At 72.9% G+C, this 14,731-nt stretch carries 15 protein-coding genes; 5 read left to right on the forward strand and 10 right to left on the reverse strand.

All coding sequences use genetic code 11. The features are described 5' to 3' along the window. The 5 genes from ACLJT4_RS25825 to ACLJT4_RS25845 form a co-directional block, all read right to left on the reverse strand. The gene (locus ACLJT4_RS25825) at nt 1–795 is read right to left on the reverse strand and encodes an HAD family hydrolase (RefSeq protein WP_411125625.1); all 795 of its coding nucleotides are present in this window, start codon (nt 793–795) and stop codon (nt 1–3) included. 23 nt (nt 796–818) lie between these two features. Beyond that, nucleotides 819–1,754 carry a M56 family metallopeptidase gene (locus ACLJT4_RS25830; RefSeq protein ID WP_411125627.1) on the reverse strand — a complete coding sequence of 312 codons (936 nt, stop codon included), beginning with the start codon at nt 1,752–1,754 and terminating at the stop codon, nt 819–821. Between the two features lie 118 nt (nt 1,755–1,872). Further along, a complete protein-coding gene (locus ACLJT4_RS25835; RefSeq protein ID WP_411125629.1) occupies nt 1,873–2,496 on the reverse strand; it encodes a DUF5134 domain-containing protein in 624 nt (207 codons plus the stop codon). 131 nt (nt 2,497–2,627) lie between these two features. Next, entirely contained in the window at nt 2,628–4,199 is a 1,572-nt protein-coding gene (locus ACLJT4_RS25840; RefSeq protein ID WP_411125631.1) for an FAD-dependent monooxygenase, read from the reverse strand. Nucleotides 4,200–4,363: 164 nt separating this feature from the next. Further along, nucleotides 4,364–4,750, reverse strand: coding sequence for a VOC family protein (locus ACLJT4_RS25845; protein WP_344577138.1), 387 nt, complete (start codon nt 4,748–4,750; stop codon nt 4,364–4,366). A gap of 170 nt (nt 4,751–4,920) precedes the next feature. On the opposite strand from ACLJT4_RS25845, the gene ACLJT4_RS25850 reads away from it, so the two are divergent. Beyond that, entirely contained in the window at nt 4,921–5,454 is a 534-nt protein-coding gene (locus ACLJT4_RS25850; RefSeq protein ID WP_411125634.1) for a GNAT family N-acetyltransferase, read from the forward strand. 48 nt (nt 5,455–5,502) lie between these two features. Here the strand turns inward: ACLJT4_RS25850 and ACLJT4_RS25855 are convergent, their stop codons facing one another. The 5 genes from ACLJT4_RS25855 to ACLJT4_RS25875 all read right to left on the reverse strand — a co-directional run bounded on the left by ACLJT4_RS25855 (nt 5,503) and on the right by ACLJT4_RS25875 (nt 9,665). Next, nucleotides 5,503–6,306 (reverse strand): amino acid ABC transporter ATP-binding protein, encoded by an 804-nt coding sequence (locus tag ACLJT4_RS25855; protein ID WP_411125636.1) that lies wholly within the window; start codon nt 6,304–6,306, stop codon nt 5,503–5,505. After that, a complete protein-coding gene (locus ACLJT4_RS25860) occupies nt 6,303–7,205 on the reverse strand; it encodes an amino acid ABC transporter permease (RefSeq protein ID WP_411125659.1) in 903 nt (300 codons plus the stop codon). The genes ACLJT4_RS25855 and ACLJT4_RS25860 overlap by 4 nt, the downstream gene beginning before the upstream one ends. Before the next feature lie 23 nt (nt 7,206–7,228). After that, nucleotides 7,229–8,110 carry an ABC transporter substrate-binding protein gene (locus ACLJT4_RS25865; protein ID WP_411125638.1) on the reverse strand — a complete coding sequence of 294 codons (882 nt, stop codon included), beginning with the start codon at nt 8,108–8,110 and terminating at the stop codon, nt 7,229–7,231. 165 nt (nt 8,111–8,275) lie between these two features. Continuing rightward, nucleotides 8,276–8,959 (reverse strand): glycerophosphodiester phosphodiesterase, encoded by a 684-nt coding sequence (locus tag ACLJT4_RS25870; protein WP_411125640.1) that lies wholly within the window; start codon nt 8,957–8,959, stop codon nt 8,276–8,278. Between the two features lie 163 nt (nt 8,960–9,122). Beyond that, nucleotides 9,123–9,665: a helix-turn-helix transcriptional regulator gene (locus ACLJT4_RS25875; protein WP_411125661.1), complete on the reverse strand. Its 543-nt coding sequence runs from the start codon at nt 9,663–9,665 to the stop codon at nt 9,123–9,125. Between the two features lie 112 nt (nt 9,666–9,777). Between ACLJT4_RS25875 and ACLJT4_RS25880 the strand changes: the two genes are divergently transcribed. The 4 genes from ACLJT4_RS25880 to ACLJT4_RS25895 all read left to right on the forward strand — a co-directional run bounded on the left by ACLJT4_RS25880 (nt 9,778) and on the right by ACLJT4_RS25895 (nt 14,476). Beyond that, the gene (locus ACLJT4_RS25880; RefSeq protein ID WP_411125642.1) at nt 9,778–10,938 is read left to right on the forward strand and encodes an LLM class flavin-dependent oxidoreductase; all 1,161 of its coding nucleotides are present in this window, start codon (nt 9,778–9,780) and stop codon (nt 10,936–10,938) included. A gap of 207 nt (nt 10,939–11,145) precedes the next feature. Next, nucleotides 11,146–12,543 (forward strand): DUF6421 family protein, encoded by a 1,398-nt coding sequence (locus ACLJT4_RS25885; protein WP_411125644.1) that lies wholly within the window; start codon nt 11,146–11,148, stop codon nt 12,541–12,543. A 104-nt stretch (nt 12,544–12,647) separates the two neighbouring features. Beyond that, nucleotides 12,648–13,409 carry an SDR family NAD(P)-dependent oxidoreductase gene (locus tag ACLJT4_RS25890; RefSeq protein WP_233659801.1) on the forward strand — a complete coding sequence of 254 codons (762 nt, stop codon included), beginning with the start codon at nt 12,648–12,650 and terminating at the stop codon, nt 13,407–13,409. After that, nucleotides 13,406–14,476 (forward strand): threonine aldolase family protein, encoded by a 1,071-nt coding sequence (locus ACLJT4_RS25895; protein ID WP_411125663.1) that lies wholly within the window; start codon nt 13,406–13,408, stop codon nt 14,474–14,476. Before ACLJT4_RS25890 ends, ACLJT4_RS25895 begins: the two co-directional genes overlap by 4 nt. Nucleotides 14,477–14,731 lie beyond the last annotated feature (255 nt).

A 14,731-nucleotide genomic window follows, 5' to 3' on the forward strand; every position in this document is an offset into this window, starting at 1 on the left:
TCAGCCGACCAGCTTCAGGACCGGCCGCAGCCCGTCGGGGCGGCGGTGGACGGGAACGTGGTCGACCGGGAAGTAGCCGCAGCCGATCGCGGTGGCGCCGCCGTCGGCCGTCCGGTCGTCGCCGACCATCAGGACCCGCGCCGGAGCCACTCCCAACTCCTTGCAGGCGAGTGTGAACAGGCGCGGGTCCGGCTTCTGCAGGCCGTGCTCGTAGGACAGCACGCAGGCGCTGAGGTGGCGGTGGAGGCCGTGGGCGCGCAGGACCGGGCGGAGGTCCCAGCCGATGTTGCTGAGCAGGCCGACGCGGATGCCGCGGCCGTGGAGCGCGGCCAGCACCTCGGCCGCGTCGGGGTAGGGCAGCCAGGCGTCCGGCAGCCGGTGGCGTTCGTAGAGGGCGTCGTAGAGGGAGGGGGCGGTGTCCGGCGGAACGTACAACTCCGCGTGTGGCAGGGGAACTTGACGGGCCAAGCCGGTGTAGAGGGCGCGGTGGCTGCGGGCGTCGCGGTCCCGGAGGTCCCAGAGCGGCCGCAGCGCCTCGGGCACCGTGGTCGGTGACCCGCCGCCGGGGAGCGCGCCGGCCCGTTCCAGTGCGCCGGCCAGCCGGGCGATCTCGTCGTCGGTGAGCGGACAGGGTGCGGTGCCGGGGACGGCGTGGAAGGCGGCGAGGGACGCGCGCAGCCAGCGTTCGGCCGGCTCGATGCGCAGCAGCGTCCCGGAGAAGTCGAACAGGACGCCGTCGATCGCGCCGCCGACCGTGCCGTCGGGTGCGCCGTTGGTGAGGGTCATGGTGACCATGGTGCCGGCCGGGCGGCGGAAGCTCAGGTGAGTGCGGAGAGTCCGGGCCCGAAGGCCACCAGGAGCGGGACGGCCGGGAGCAGCAGCGCGTAGGCGGTCATCCGCAGTCGGCGCCCAGGGGTGAACCGGGCCGCCGGGGCGAGCAGCCGGTCGACCCGCTGCGGGACCTGCGCGAGCTGGGGCGGGCAGGGTCCGAACACCCCGCGGTCCTCGTTGAGTTCGACCAGGGCCAGGGCGATGGTCAGTCGGCCGAAACGGCGCGAGGCGACGTCGTCGGCGGCCATCTCGACCAGTCGGTGGACCTGGGCGCGGAACGCCGCGAAGACCGGGATCTGCGGGAATCCGACGGCCAGCGCCGACGCGCAGTGCAGCAGGACGTCGTGCCGGGCCCGCAGGTGGCCCTGCTCGTGCGCGATCAACGCGTCGAGCTGGCGGCCCTTCAGGCGCCGCAACGCCGCGGTGGTGATGACCAGTTGCGGTGCGGGGTGGTGCTGCCAGGACGCCTCCGGCCGCTCGCCCTCCAGGACCACCAGGCGACCCTCGCGCGGGTCCTCACCCGGCATCAGGGGGGAGCGCCGGCGCAGTTCGGCCCGGCGCCGGCGGCGGCGGACCCGCGCCGCCCGCACCTCGCGGGTCAGCGCCACCACCGTCCACGCGCCGCCGCCGGCCAGCAGCATGGCCAGCACACCGGCCCACGGGCCGTAGGTGTTGAGCGCGTACGCCTCGACGACCACCCGCGGGGCGAAGCCGAAGACCGGGCTGCGGATCGCGTCCCAGGCGGCGGCCGCGCTCAGCGACATGGCCAGGCCGCAGCACAGCAGGACGGCGGCCACCACGCACTGCCACACCCACAGGGCCAGTACCGGCTCACGGTCGGGCCAGTCCGAACGGGCCATCAGGCGCGGCGCCATCGCCGCGGCCAGCACGCCGAGAATCATCAGCGTGAGGGGGACCATCATGGCGTCAGCCTATGAGCGGCCGACTACCGGTTGGTACGGTCCTGCGACGGAAGTGACGTACACCACGCCCGCCCCAGGTGTACGGCTCCGGGACGGTGCGGCCGGGCCGCCCGCCGCGTCACAGCGCCAGCAGCATGGCGAGCATCCCCAACCCCATGGCCACCTGGCAGGCCCGCAGGACCACGGGCGGCCCGGCGCACGCGCCCCGCTCCGCGCCGACCACCGCACGGGGCCCGGCCCCGGCGTCCCCCGGCACCAACCGGACCCCGGCGGCGAGCACGTAGACCGCGTAGTAGGCGAGCAGCAACCCGGTCAGCAGCGGGACGCCGGCCGGGGCGGAGTGCGTCATCCCAGTCATCCCAGCCATCCCAGTCATCCCGGTCATCCCGTCCATCGCGCCCATCCCCGCCGCAGGGTGCCCGGCCATGTCCGGCATGCCGACCATGGCGAGCGCCATGTAGACCATCGCCAAGCCGCCCACCGCATGGTGTGGATGACGCCGCACCAGCGCCCACAGCGCTGCCGCCCCGAACACCGCGGTGAAGACCCAGGGCGACCACGCGGGCGGCGGCACCACGGACGCCGGCAGCGCCATCACCGCCATGCCCACCGCCATCAGGGCCTCGCAGCGGGCCGTCACCCGCTGTGCCGGGGAGCCGCTGCGGCTCCGCGTCAGGCAGTAGCCGCCGGTGGCGGCGCACAGCAGCACCAGCAACCAGCCGACCAGCGACGGTGTGTGCACGGGACACCTCCCGGACCGGGGACGTGGGCACCGGCAGAATGCCCGGCCGCGGTGCGGCACACGGGAGCGCACGGGCGCAATCCGGGAGCGCAGGGCGCCGGCGGCGGGTCGGGCGGCCGGTGGCGGACCCGTCAGCTCGCCGCCCGCTCCGCCCCGCACCACGCGGTCAGCGCCGCGCGCAGCCCCTTCCCGGTCACCGGCCCGTCGCTCGCCCAGGCCAGATAGCCGTCGGGGCGCACCAGCAGCGCCGCCGCCAGGGGATCCCGGGCGGTGGCCGCGACGATCGTGACGCGGTCGGCCCAGCCCGCCGCTGCGTCGAGCGCGTCGCCCGCGCCGGAACCGTCGAAGCCCAGCAGCAACGGCCGTCCCGGGCGCAGCAGTTCCGCCAGGCGGGTCGGCCCGTCCGCCGTCGTCACCGGCAGGTCGCGGGCGAACGTCCCGACCCGTGGGTGCCCGCCCGGCCCCGACGGACCACCGCCGGCAGCGGGGAGGGTGTCGTAGCGGATGCCGGTGCCGTAGATGACGTCGCTGAGGTACTTGTTGACCTCCTCCATCCCCAGCAGCCGGCTGAACAGCGCCCGCAGCGCGTCCACTTGGGGTCCCGGCCGCATCAGGGCGACCTGGGCCCGAGTGTTGTCCAGCACTTCCGCGGCGATCGGATGCCGCTCCGCGTGGTAGCTGTCCAACAGCCCCTCCGGAGCCCAGCCCCGGCACTCGGCGGCCAGCTTCCACCCCAGGTTGAAGGCGTCCTGGAGGCCGAGGTTGACGCCCTGCCCACCGGCCGGGAAGTGGATGTGCGCGGCGTCCCCGGCCAACAGCACCCGGCCCGCCCGGTACCGGCCCGCCTGGCGGGCGCTGTCGGTGAAGCGGGTCACGAAGTCCACGTCGGTCAGGGCGACGCGCTGCCCGGTGACCCGCTCGATGGCCGCCGCCAGTTCGTCCCCGGTCGCCGCGTCCTCCTGGTCCGTCGGCCGGTCCCACTCGATGACGGATATCCGCCCGTCGGCCATCCGCATGAACCAGCCGCCGTCGCTCCGCCGCCAGCCGCCCGGCAGCTCCCCGCCCCCGAGGACCTCGACGGTGCCGCGCCCCATCCGGGACACCAGCGACGGCCCGGTGCCCGGGAAGGCGATCCCGGCGTCCTTGCGGACCACGCTGCGCCCGCCGTCGCACCCGACGAGGAAGTCCGCGCGGACCGCGCCCTCGCCGTCCGCGGTCCGCACGCGGACCGTGACGCCGTCCGCGTCCTGCTCCAGGCCGACCACCTCGTGGTCGTGGCGGACCACCGCGCCGAGCTCCTCGGCCCGCCCCGCGAGGAGGTCCTTGAGGACCTGGTGCGGCAGGGTCAGACCGTGCGGCTGCTCGGCCGGCTCCGCGGTGTGCCGGCCCAGCTGGTACAGCCCGGCGAAGTGGCCGCGGGCGCCCTGGTCGTCGAGCTGCCCCCGCCACGCATCCAGGTCCGGCAGGGTCTCCTGGGCGCGGGCGAACTCCGCCAGCAGGCCGCGCCGGTCCAGCGTCTCCAGGGTCCGGGCGTGCAGTGCCAGCACCCGCGGTTCGCCCACGCCGCGTGGCCCCCGTTCCAGGACGAGGGTGGCGACGCCGTGCAGCCGCAACTCCGCGGCGAGCGCCAGGCCGACCGGCCCGCCGCCCGCGATGACGACGTCGAAGTGCTCCCCGACGGAGGGGAATTCCGTAGTGGTCATGGGCGTGACGCTAGCGACCGCGGCACCTCACCACCAGTTACCGTCGTGCAGGCCAGAGTTGCACCGCACGCACGCACGCACGCACGGCCGGCCGGTTCCGGCGACGCCCGCGGACGGCCCCGCAACCGGCCGGCCCGCGACCCGCCGCCGGCCCGCCCGTCGGCTCAGGGCCGGTAGCGCAGCGGATGGTCGGCGGGGACCTCGGTCACCACGATCTGGTGCCCGTCCGGGTCCGCGATCCACATCTCGATCAGCCCCCAGGGCTCCCGCACCGGCGGGCGCAGCACGGTCACCCCGCGCTCCACCAGCTCCTCGTGCGCCCGCGCCGCGTCGGCCACCTGGAGCCACAACTGGACGGTGGGCGTCGGGGCGTCCGTGGCCCGCCCGGAGACCTCCAGGAACCCGCCGCCGAGGAAGTACACGGTGCCGCGCTCCGGCCCCGTGCCGAACTCCCGGTAGACCGCCAGTCCCAGCGCCTCGCCGTAGAACGTCCGCGACCGCTCCGGGTCGGCCGGCCGTACCAGCACCCTGCTGCTCAGTACCTGCACCATGGCACGGACCCTACGCCGCCGGACCGCCCCGCCCGGGCGGACACGGCGCAGCTCGGCCACCGGGACGGCCGGCCGGCGGGGGCGCCGGGACCATGGGCCCTGCCGCCGGCCGCCGCCGCTTGTTAGCCTCGCTGGCAGCCACCTGTACGGCCGAGAGGATCCCGCTCACCATGACCACCACCGCGCTGACCTTCCGCTCCGCCACCGAGGCCGACGTGCCCGCGCTCGTCGCCCTGGTGGAATCGGCCTACCGAGGGGACGCCAGCCGCGCCGGGTGGACGACGGAGGCGGACCTCCTGGAGGGCCAGCGGACCGACCCGGACGGCGTCGCCGACGTGGTGCGCAACGACCGGGGCCGGCTGCTGGTCGCCGAGCGGGACGGCGAGCTGATCGCCTGCTGCCAGCTGGAGCACCGCGAGGACCACGCCTACTTCGGGATGTTCGCGGTCCGCCCGGACCTCCAGGGCGACGGCCTGGGCAAGGTCATCATCGCCGAGGCCGAGCGGACCGCGCTGGCCGCCTGGGGCGTCCGGGAGATGCGGATGACCGTCATCCGCCAGCGCGAGGAACTGATCGCCTGGTACGAGCGCCGGGGCTACCGGCGCACCGGCCAGTTCAGCCCGTTCCCCTACGGCGACGAGCGGTTCGGCATCCCGCAGCGCGCCGACCTGGAGTTCGAGCTGATGGTCAAGCCGCTGGGCTGACGCCGGGCCGGCCGCCGCGGCGGCCGGCCCGCACAGCCGCCCCGTCCCTCACAGCCGCCCGGCCTCGATGATCCGCTGGAGGAACTGCCGGGTCCGGGGGTGCTCGGGCTCGCCGAAGACCCGACCGGGCGTGCCGCGCTCCAGGACCACCCCGCCCTCCAGGAAGCACACCTGGTCGGCGACCTCCCGGGCGAAGCCCATCTCGTGGGTGGCGATGACCATCGTCATCCCGTCCTCCTTGAGGTCCCGGACGACCCGCAGCACCTCGCCGACCAGCTCCGGATCGAGCGCCGCGGTGATCTCGTCGAGCAGCAACAACCGCGGCCGCCCGGCCAGCGCCCGGGCGATCGCCACCCGCTGCTGCTGGCCCCCGCTGAGCCGGTCCGGATACTCGTCGGCCCGCCCCTCCAGCCCCAGTCGCGCCAGCAGCTCGCGGGCGCGCTCCTGCGCCTCGGCGCGCGGCACCCCGTGCACCCGGCGCGGCGCCAGCGTGATGTTGTCCAGCACGCTCATGTGCGGGAAGAGGTTGTACGCCTGGAAGACCACCCCGATCCGGCGGCGCACCGCGTCCGGGTCGGCCCGTGGATCGGTGATCTCCTCGCCGTCCAGGAAGATCGCCCCGTCGTCGATCTCCTCCAGCAGGTTGGCGCAGCGCAACAGCGTGGACTTGCCGGACCCGGAGGCCCCGATCAGCGCGGTCACGGTGTGCGGGGCGACCTCCAGGTCCACGTCCCGCAGCACGACGGTGCCGCCGCGCCCGTAGGTCTTGCGCACCGACTCCATCCGCAGCACCGGCCCGCCGGCCGGTGCCGGTGCCGGCGGCGTCACCGGGGTGTCGTCCGTCCTGCTCATACCGTCCCTCCCTGGGCGCGCCGGCGGTCCATCCGGGCCGTGACCCAGTCCGTGAGGCGGGTCATCGGGATCGTCAGCGCCACGAAGACCAGCCCGGCCACCACGTACGGGGTGTAGTTGAAGTCCTTGCTGGCGATGATCTGCGCCGCGTAGACGGCGTCCACCGCGCCGGCGATCGACACCAGCCCGGTGTCCTTCTGGAGCGACACCAGGTCGTTGAGCAGCGGCGGCACCACCCGGCGCACCGCCTGCGGCAGCACCACGAAGCGCAGCGTCTGCCCGCTGGAGAGCCCCAGCGAGCGGGCCGCGGCCCGCTGCGAGGGGTGCACCGACTCGATGCCGGCCCGGAAGACCTCCGCGACGTACGCCGAGTACGTCAGCACCAGCGCCGCGCCCCCGAGGACCACCGGGTCGGTGGTGACGCCCTGGAGCCGCAGCGCCGGCACCCCGAAGACCACCATCAACAGACAGATGATCAGCGGCATCCCGCGGAAGAAGTCGGTGTAGGCGGTGGCCAGCGCCCGCACCGGGAAGAACACCGGCCCCCGCAGTGTCCGCGCCACCGCCAGCAACAAACCCAACACCAGCACCGCGGCCCCGCAGACCACCAACAACCGCAGGTTGAGCAGCAGCCCGTCCAGCACCTTCGGCAGCGCGAGGCGCGCATAGGCGGCGCTGAAGAACGTCTCCCTGGTACGCGGCCAGCCGGGCGCCGCCGTGATCACGAAGTACAGCACCGCGCCGGTGACCAGCGTGCTCGTCGCGGCGAGGGCGGTTGCCCGGCGGGCCCGGGCCCGTTTGTACCGCTCCCGTTCGCGCCGCCGCGCGGACGGCACGTACCCGTCGTCGGCGCTCCCGGCCGCTGCGCCCGGCGCGGCCCCCTGCTCCGTCCCCTGCACCTTCACGTTTGCCTTCCGGGGGGTCACTTCAGCACCGGAACGTTGACCGCGTCGGCCAGCCACCGCTTCTCCAACGCGGCCAGGGTGCCCTTGCGGCGCAGCGCGTCCACCGCCGCCGTGACGCAGCCGGTGAGCTTGCTCTCCTTGTCCAGCACCAGCCCGAACTGCTCCTTGGCCGGCCCCCGTTGGCTGAACTGCCCGACCACCACGGCGTCCTTGAGCTCGGCGGAGGTGATGTAGAAGGCGGTCGGCAGGTCGACCACGATCGCGTCCACCTGGCCGTTCTTCAGGGCGGACTTGGCCAGGTCGTTCTTCTGGAAGACCGCGGCGGTCCGGTGGGGACGGACGGTGTCGTCGACCACGTCGAGGCTGGTGCTGCCGACCTGCGCGCCGAGCTTGACGTCCGCGAGGTCGGCGATGCTCTTGGCGCCGGCCGCCTTGGAGCCCTTGAGCGCCACCACCGCCTGCCGCACGTCGTAGTAGCCGGCGGAGAAGGCCGCCGCCTGCTTGCGGGAGTCGCTGATCGACACCTGGTTCACGTCGAAGTCGAAGTTCTTCGCACCGGGCGCGAAGGCGCTGTTGAACGGCACGGTCTGCCAGCGCACCGCGTCCTTGCGGTAGCCCAGTTCCTCGGCCACGGCGTAGGTCACCGCCGATTCGTAGCCCTTGCCGTTGGCCGGGTCGTCGTCGACGAACCAGGGCGCGTAGGCGGGCTTGTCGGTGCCGACGGTGAGCTTCCCGGGCGTCACGGTGGCCAACTTGCCGGGTGCACAGCTCTGCTTGCCCTGTCCGGCGGCCTGCGAGCCGCCGGGGGAGGCGTCCTGCGGGGCGCAGCCGACCGCGGCGACGAGCAACACGGTGGTGGCGCAGACGGCGAGACGCACGGGGCGTGGGGACAGGTACATGCGGGGAGGGTGACAGTGCTCCGGCCGCCCTGTCGAGATCAGCGGGCCGAACGTCCACATGCTGGAAACCCGTTGCGCCGCTGTGAACTGCGCGTTTCCTGTCGGGCGGCCCCCGTGTGCGGGCCCGGTCGGCCCGCCCGCCGCCCGCCGCCCGCCGCCCGCCGGCTACGCGGTGAAGCGCACCGCCCGTCGGATCTCCGGCTGGTCGGTGACCACGCCGTCCAGCCTCAGCCCGCGCGCCAGCCGCAGTTCGTCGTGGGTGTTCACCGTCCAGCCCAGCACCCTCAACCGGGCGGCGTGCGCCCGCTCGACGAGCTCCAGGGTGAGCCGCGGGAGGTAGAGCGACACCAGTCCCGCACCCACCGCCGTGGCCCGGTCGACGACGTCGGCGCCGTACCGCTCGCCCACCAACCCGGTCCGTACCCCCGGCAGCAGCGCACGGACCGCCGCGAGCGCCTCGTCGTGGAACGAGATGACCTCCACCCGGCCGATCAGGTCCCGGGCGCGCACCACCTCGGCCAGCGCCCGGGCCGCCGCGACGTCCTTGATCTCGGCCTGGAGCGGCAGCTGCACCGCGTCCACCACGTCCTCGAACACCGGGATCCGCTCGCCCTGCCCGGCGTCGAGCTCCCGCAGTTCGGCGAGGGTGCGTTCGGCGATCGGGCCGGTGCCGTCGGTGGTCCGGTCGACGTCCGGGTCGTGCATCACCACCAGCGCGCCGTCCTTGCTCAGGTGCAGGTCGAGTTCGATGACGTCGACGCCCTCGCGTTCGGCCCGTTCGAAGGAGCGCAGGGTGTTCTCCGGCTCCACACCCATCATTCCGCGGTGCCCGATGGTGAGAAAGGACAAGGCTGCCTCGCTTCTGTCGGCTCGGTTGCTGTCGGCTCCGCGCACGTGTCGGCCGCCGGCGCACTGCTGCCCGAAATGGCCCACAGCCTAATCCGCCCGACAGCGGCAGCGCCGTAGGGACAAGTGCCCTCTAGCCCGTACGAGTGCCCGCGTGTTCCGCCGGCTACGCACCGGTGGCCGGACCGGCCGCCGCCAACCGCGCCGGATCCGCCAACATCTCCTCGGCCAGCGCCAACTCCGCGAGGTGCCGACGCTCGCTCCAGGCCAGCGCGACGCGCGGGAACGCCCACTGCGGGACCCGCTCGGCACGCCGCAGCGTCCCGCGGACCTCGGCCAGTTCGTCCCGGGGCCGGGCGAGGTGGCGTTCCACCAGGGCGCGCAGGGTCTCCGGCGTGGCGAGGTGGCCGAGCCAGAGCCGCAGCACCAGCGGGTGCTTGAGGACCGGCGGTCCCGGGTCGTCGACGCCGTCCGCCCAAGCGGCGAGCGCGGCGCGGCCCGCGTCGGTGAGCGTGTACCGCCGGGCGGCCCGGGGCTCCTGGGACGCGGACGTCCGCGACGTCGCCAACCCCCACCGCTCCAACCGGCGCAGCTTCGCGTAGATCTGGCTGATCGCCGGCGACCAGTGGAAGAACCGCAACGAGGCGTCGGCCCACTTCTTCAGCTCGTAGCCGGTGCGTGCACCGCGGAACGAGAGCAGTCCGAGCACCGCCCACGCGGTCGCCGGCAGGTCCGGGGACCCCGCCCCTTCCCACTTCTGACGATTAGTCATATGACTGATTGAAATAGTGAGTTGGCCGCAGGACAAGCCGGGAGGCACCGTGAAGTTCTCGATCATCTTCGAGGCCCAGCTCGCCGATCCGACCGTCGCCCGCGAGCACCAGTTGTTCCACGACTGCGTCGAACAGGCCGTCCTCGCCGAGCAGATGGGATTCGACCGGATCTGGGCGGTCGAGCACCACTCCCTGACGTGGTACGCGCACATGAGCGCCCCGGAGGTCTTCCTGTCCTGGGTCGCCGCCCGCACCCGGACCATCCGCGTCGGCCACGGCGTGGTCTGCATGCCGTTCGCCTTCAACCACCCGGCCCGGGTCGCCGAGCGCGCCGCCACCCTCGACCTGCTCTCCGGCGGCCGCCTCGACCTCGGTGCCGGTCGTGGCGGCACCGCACAGGAGACCTCGCTGTGCGGCGTCGACCGCGACCGCACGACCCGGGAGGTGGAGGAGGCGCTGCGCATCATCGGCCGCGCCTGGCAGGGCGAACAGCTCGCCTATCACGGCGAGTTGATCGACATCCCGCCGCACCCGATCCTGCCCCGACCGCACCAGACGCCGCACCCGCCGCTCTTCCTGGCCTGCAGCCGCACCGAGACCCTGCGGCAGGCCGCCGAACTGGGCGTGGGCGCCCTCGTCATGGGCTTCGCCGGCCCGGAAGCGGTCGCCGAACTGCGCACCGCGTACGACGCAGCACGGGCCGCCCGCACCGGTGACCGGCTGGTCTCCACGCAGGTCAACGACCACTTCGCGGTGCTCTGCCCCACCATCGTGCTCGCCGACCGCGACCGGGCCCGCGCCGTCGGCCTGCGCGGTCAGCGCTTCTTCGCCCAGGCCATCGCGCACTGGTACGGCGGCGCCGGGGTCCCCGACGAGGCGGTGGTGGAGGGCACGGACGAGGCCGTCGAGCTGCGGCGGGCCGCCGAGACGGTCGTCGCCCACCTCCACGAGCAGCGCATCCCGGTCCGCCCGAGCGCCACCGCGACCTTCCGGGCCGACCACGCCTACGGGACGGCCGAGGACGCCATCGCCTACGTGGAGCGGCTCCGGGCGGCCGGCGCCGACGAGGTGATGTGCCTGATCCAGATGGGCACGGTGCCGCAGGAAGCCTGTCTGGAGACCATCCGTCAATGGGGTGAAAAGGTCATTCCGCACTTCGCCGGGGGGCGTGCCGCTCCCGCGTCCGTCACCCGCCCGGACGGGTCATGATTCCCTCGCCTACCCCGTCATTGGGCGGAGAAAACGCGGAATCGGGTGCCACTCACGCCAGGAAGTGAGATCGAATCCGTACCTCACAGGAAAAACAGTCGTGACCATGGGGTGTCAGCAGAATAATTTTCAGTAGCCCCACTTGAATGGGCGATCCTTGGCTGGTTACGGTGGTCTCACAGGACGATCTACCGCCGGAGGGCAGTCATGACGGAAATTCTTTCGCCTGTGGGTGTCCGGGGTGGCACCCCGTCCCACGAGTCCGTGGTCGCGCACCCCGCCTGGCCCGTGCTGAAGGACGCCATCGAGACCATCCGCCCGTGGCAGTCCAAGGACGGTTCGATCGACCTCGCCGCGGACGGTGCGCCCACCGCCACGGCCGTCCGCCACGAGGTCGACCGCGCCATAGCCGCCATCCGGGAACTCGCCCCGCTGCTCCCGCACAACGCCGCCTACCACCAGGCCCTCGACGCCGACCTGCGACGCTGGGCCGACCAGGGCTTCGGCGTCCCCGACTTCCTCGACTCGCTGCTCGCCTTCCAGCCCGCCCAACAGCGCGCCGACGGCCTCCAGCACCTCGTCGTGTTCCCCATGTACACCCAGAACGGCAACCCGAACCGCAACTTCGAGGCCGTCGTCCTGCGCATGGTCTGGCCCGAGTGGCTCGCCGACCTGGAGCGCACCCGCTACGACAACCCGCTCTTCTGCGGGATCACCTTCGAGGACTTCACCGCCGGCTACGACACCAACTCGGCCGTCCTCTTCCCCGAGACCATCGCGGTCCGCCAGGCCCCCGAGCGGTTCAGCTGGGGCGGCATCTTCTGCGACCGCGAGGCCGCCCGCTTCCGCCGGGTCAGCGAGGCCGCCGTCGACATCCTCGGCGTCGAACTCCCCGCGGACGTCGCGGCCATGCTCGACGACCAGCAGCGCTGCCAGCAGGCGTTCGTCCTCTGGGACATGATCCACGACCGCACCCACAGCCACGGCGACCTGCCGTTCGACCCGTTCATGATCAAGCAGCGCCAGCCGTTCTGGATGTACGGCCTGGAGGAGCTGCGCTGCGACCTCACCGCCTTCAAGGAGGCCGTGAAGCTGGAGGCCGAGGGGTACGCACAGGCCCGCGACGTGCAGTTCGCGGTGATCTTCGACCGGATGTTCCGCTTCCCGGTCACCGGCGACCGGGTGCGCAATTATGACGGCCTCGGCGGCCAGCTGCTCTTCGCGTACCTCCACAAGCACGACGTCGTACGCTGGACGGACAACACACTGCACATCGACTGGGAGCGGGCGCCCAAGGTCACCCAGCAGCTGTGCGGCGAGATCGAACGGCTCTACCGCGACGGCATCGACCGACCGAAGCTGGTCCACTGGTTCGCCGCCTACGACCTCGTCTCGACCTACCTCGCCCCGCACCCCGGCTCGGCCTGGGCCAAGGGCCCGGACGCCCTCAACCTCGACCAGCCGCCGCGCAAGCTCGTGGACGACGTGCTTCCCGACGAGTTCCCGCTGAGCATGTTCTACGAGGCGCTCGCCAAGAAGCTCCGTTCCGTGATCGCCTCGACCAAGGGCATCACCGCCCACAGCGACACCCCGGCGGCGGCGTGAGGAACGTACGGACCGAACAGGACCAGAACGGACAGCGCAGCGTGCGCAACGACCAGAACACCCGGGCAACGGCCGTCCAGGGGCAGGACGAGGAGGCGACGGAGATGGTTACTTCGACGGGCGGCCAGGGGCCGCTGGACGGTGCGGTCATCGCGGTGGCCGGAGCGGCCGGCCCGGCCGGCCGGGCCACCCTGCTGCGACTGGCCGAGGCCGGCGCGGTGGTGGTCGGCTCGGACTCCAACCCCGAACGCCTGGCGGAGGCCGTCGACGCGGCCCGGTACGCCCACGGCGGCGCCACCGTCATCGGCGAGACCGTCGACCTCCTCGACCTCGACCAGACCCGCGAATGGGCCGCCCGCACGGAGAAGGAGTTCGGGCGCGTCGACGGCGTCGTCCACCTCGTCGGCGGCTGGCGCGGCTGCTCCACGTTCACCGAGACCGACCTCGCGGACTGGGACACCCTCCACCGGCTGCTGGTCCGCACCGTCCAGCACACCTCCCTCGCCTTCTACGACGCGCTCGACCGCAGCGGCAACGGCCGCTACCTGCTGATCAGCGCGGCCGGCGCCAGCAAGCCCACCGCCGGCAACGCCGCCTACGCCGCGTCGAAGGCGGCCGCCGAGGCGTGGACGCTCGCTATGGCGGACGGCTTCCGCAAGGCCGGGGGCGAGGACGGACCGCGCGCCGCGGCTGCCATCCTGGTCGTCAAGGCGCTCGTCAACGACCAGATGCGCGCCGAGCGACCGAACGCCAAGTTCGCGGGCTTCACCGACGTCACGGAGCTGGCCGAAGCCATCGCCGGGGTCTGGAACCGGCCCGCCCAGGAAGTGAATGGACAGCGTCTGTGGCTGACCCCCAAGCCGTGAACCGGGCGAAGACCGACGCCCGGCAGCACCACGACCCGCAGCTCCGCGGCTTCGCCAGCGACAACTACGCCGGCGCCCACCCGGAAGTGCTCGCCGCGCTCGCCCTCGCCAACGGCGGCCACCAGGTCGCCTACGGCGAGGACGACTACACCGAGCACCTCCAACGCGTCTTCCGCAGCCACTTCGGGCAGCAGGCCCAGGCGTTCCCGGTGTTCAACGGCACCGGCGCCAACGTCGTCGCGCTGCAAGCCGTCACCGACCGCTGGGGCGCGGTGATCTCCGCCGACACCGCCCACATCAACGTCGACGAATGCGGCGCCCCAGAACGGATCGGCGGCCTCAAACTGCTCACCGTCACCACCCCCGACGGCAAACTCACCCCCGAGCTGATCGACCGCCAGGCATGGGGCTGGGACGACGAGCACCGCGCCATGCCGCAGGTCGTCTCGATCACCCAGAGCACCGAACTCGGCACCGTCTACACCCCGGACGAGGTCCGCGCCATCTGCGACCACGCCCACGAACGCAACATGCTCGTCCACCTCGACGGCTCCCGGATAGCCAACGCCGCCGCCACCCTCGACGTCCCCATGCGGGCCTTCACCAACGCCGTGGGCGTCGACATCCTGTCCTACGGCGGCACCAAGAACGGCGCGGTCTTCGGCGAGGCCGTGGTCGTCCTCAACCCCGACGCGGTCCGCGCCATGAAACACCTGCGCAAGCTCTCCATGCAGCTGGCGTCCAAGATGCGCTTCGTCTCCGTCCAACTGGAGGCGCTCCTCGCCAAGGACCTCTGGCTCCGCAACGCCCGCCACGCCAACGCCATGGCCCAGCGCCTGGCCACCGGCGTCCGCGAGATCCCCGGCATCGAGATCCTCTACCCCGTCCAGTCCAACGCCGTCTTCGCCCGCCTCCCGCACGACGTCAGCGAACGCCTCCAGAAGCGCTTCCGCTTCTACTTCTGGGACGAACCGGCCGGCGTCGTCCGCTGGATGTGCGCCTTCGACACCACCGAAGACGACATCGACGGCTTCTTGAAAGCGATTGCGGACGAGATCCGCCGCTGACGACTGTTTTTGCTTCCCACGTTGTCGGCGGTCCCGCCGTGGGGGTTGCTGTTTGCGCCTGCGGCGCGTTGCCGCTGCGCGGGGCTTTGACGTACGTGGTCGGCTGTCCCGCCGTGGGGGTTGCCGTTTTGCGCCTGCGGCGCGGGGCGTTGTCCGCTGCGCGGGGCTGTTGGGTGCCGGTGACGGGCCTGCGGGGGTGGTGTGCAGGACTGCTGCGCTTTACGTCCTGCACACCACCCCCGCAGACACGGCCCC

The organism is Streptomyces sp. x-19, from assembly GCF_046549115.1.
In the GTDB taxonomy this organism is placed as follows: domain Bacteria; phylum Actinomycetota; class Actinomycetes; order Streptomycetales; family Streptomycetaceae; genus Streptomyces; species Streptomyces albulus_C.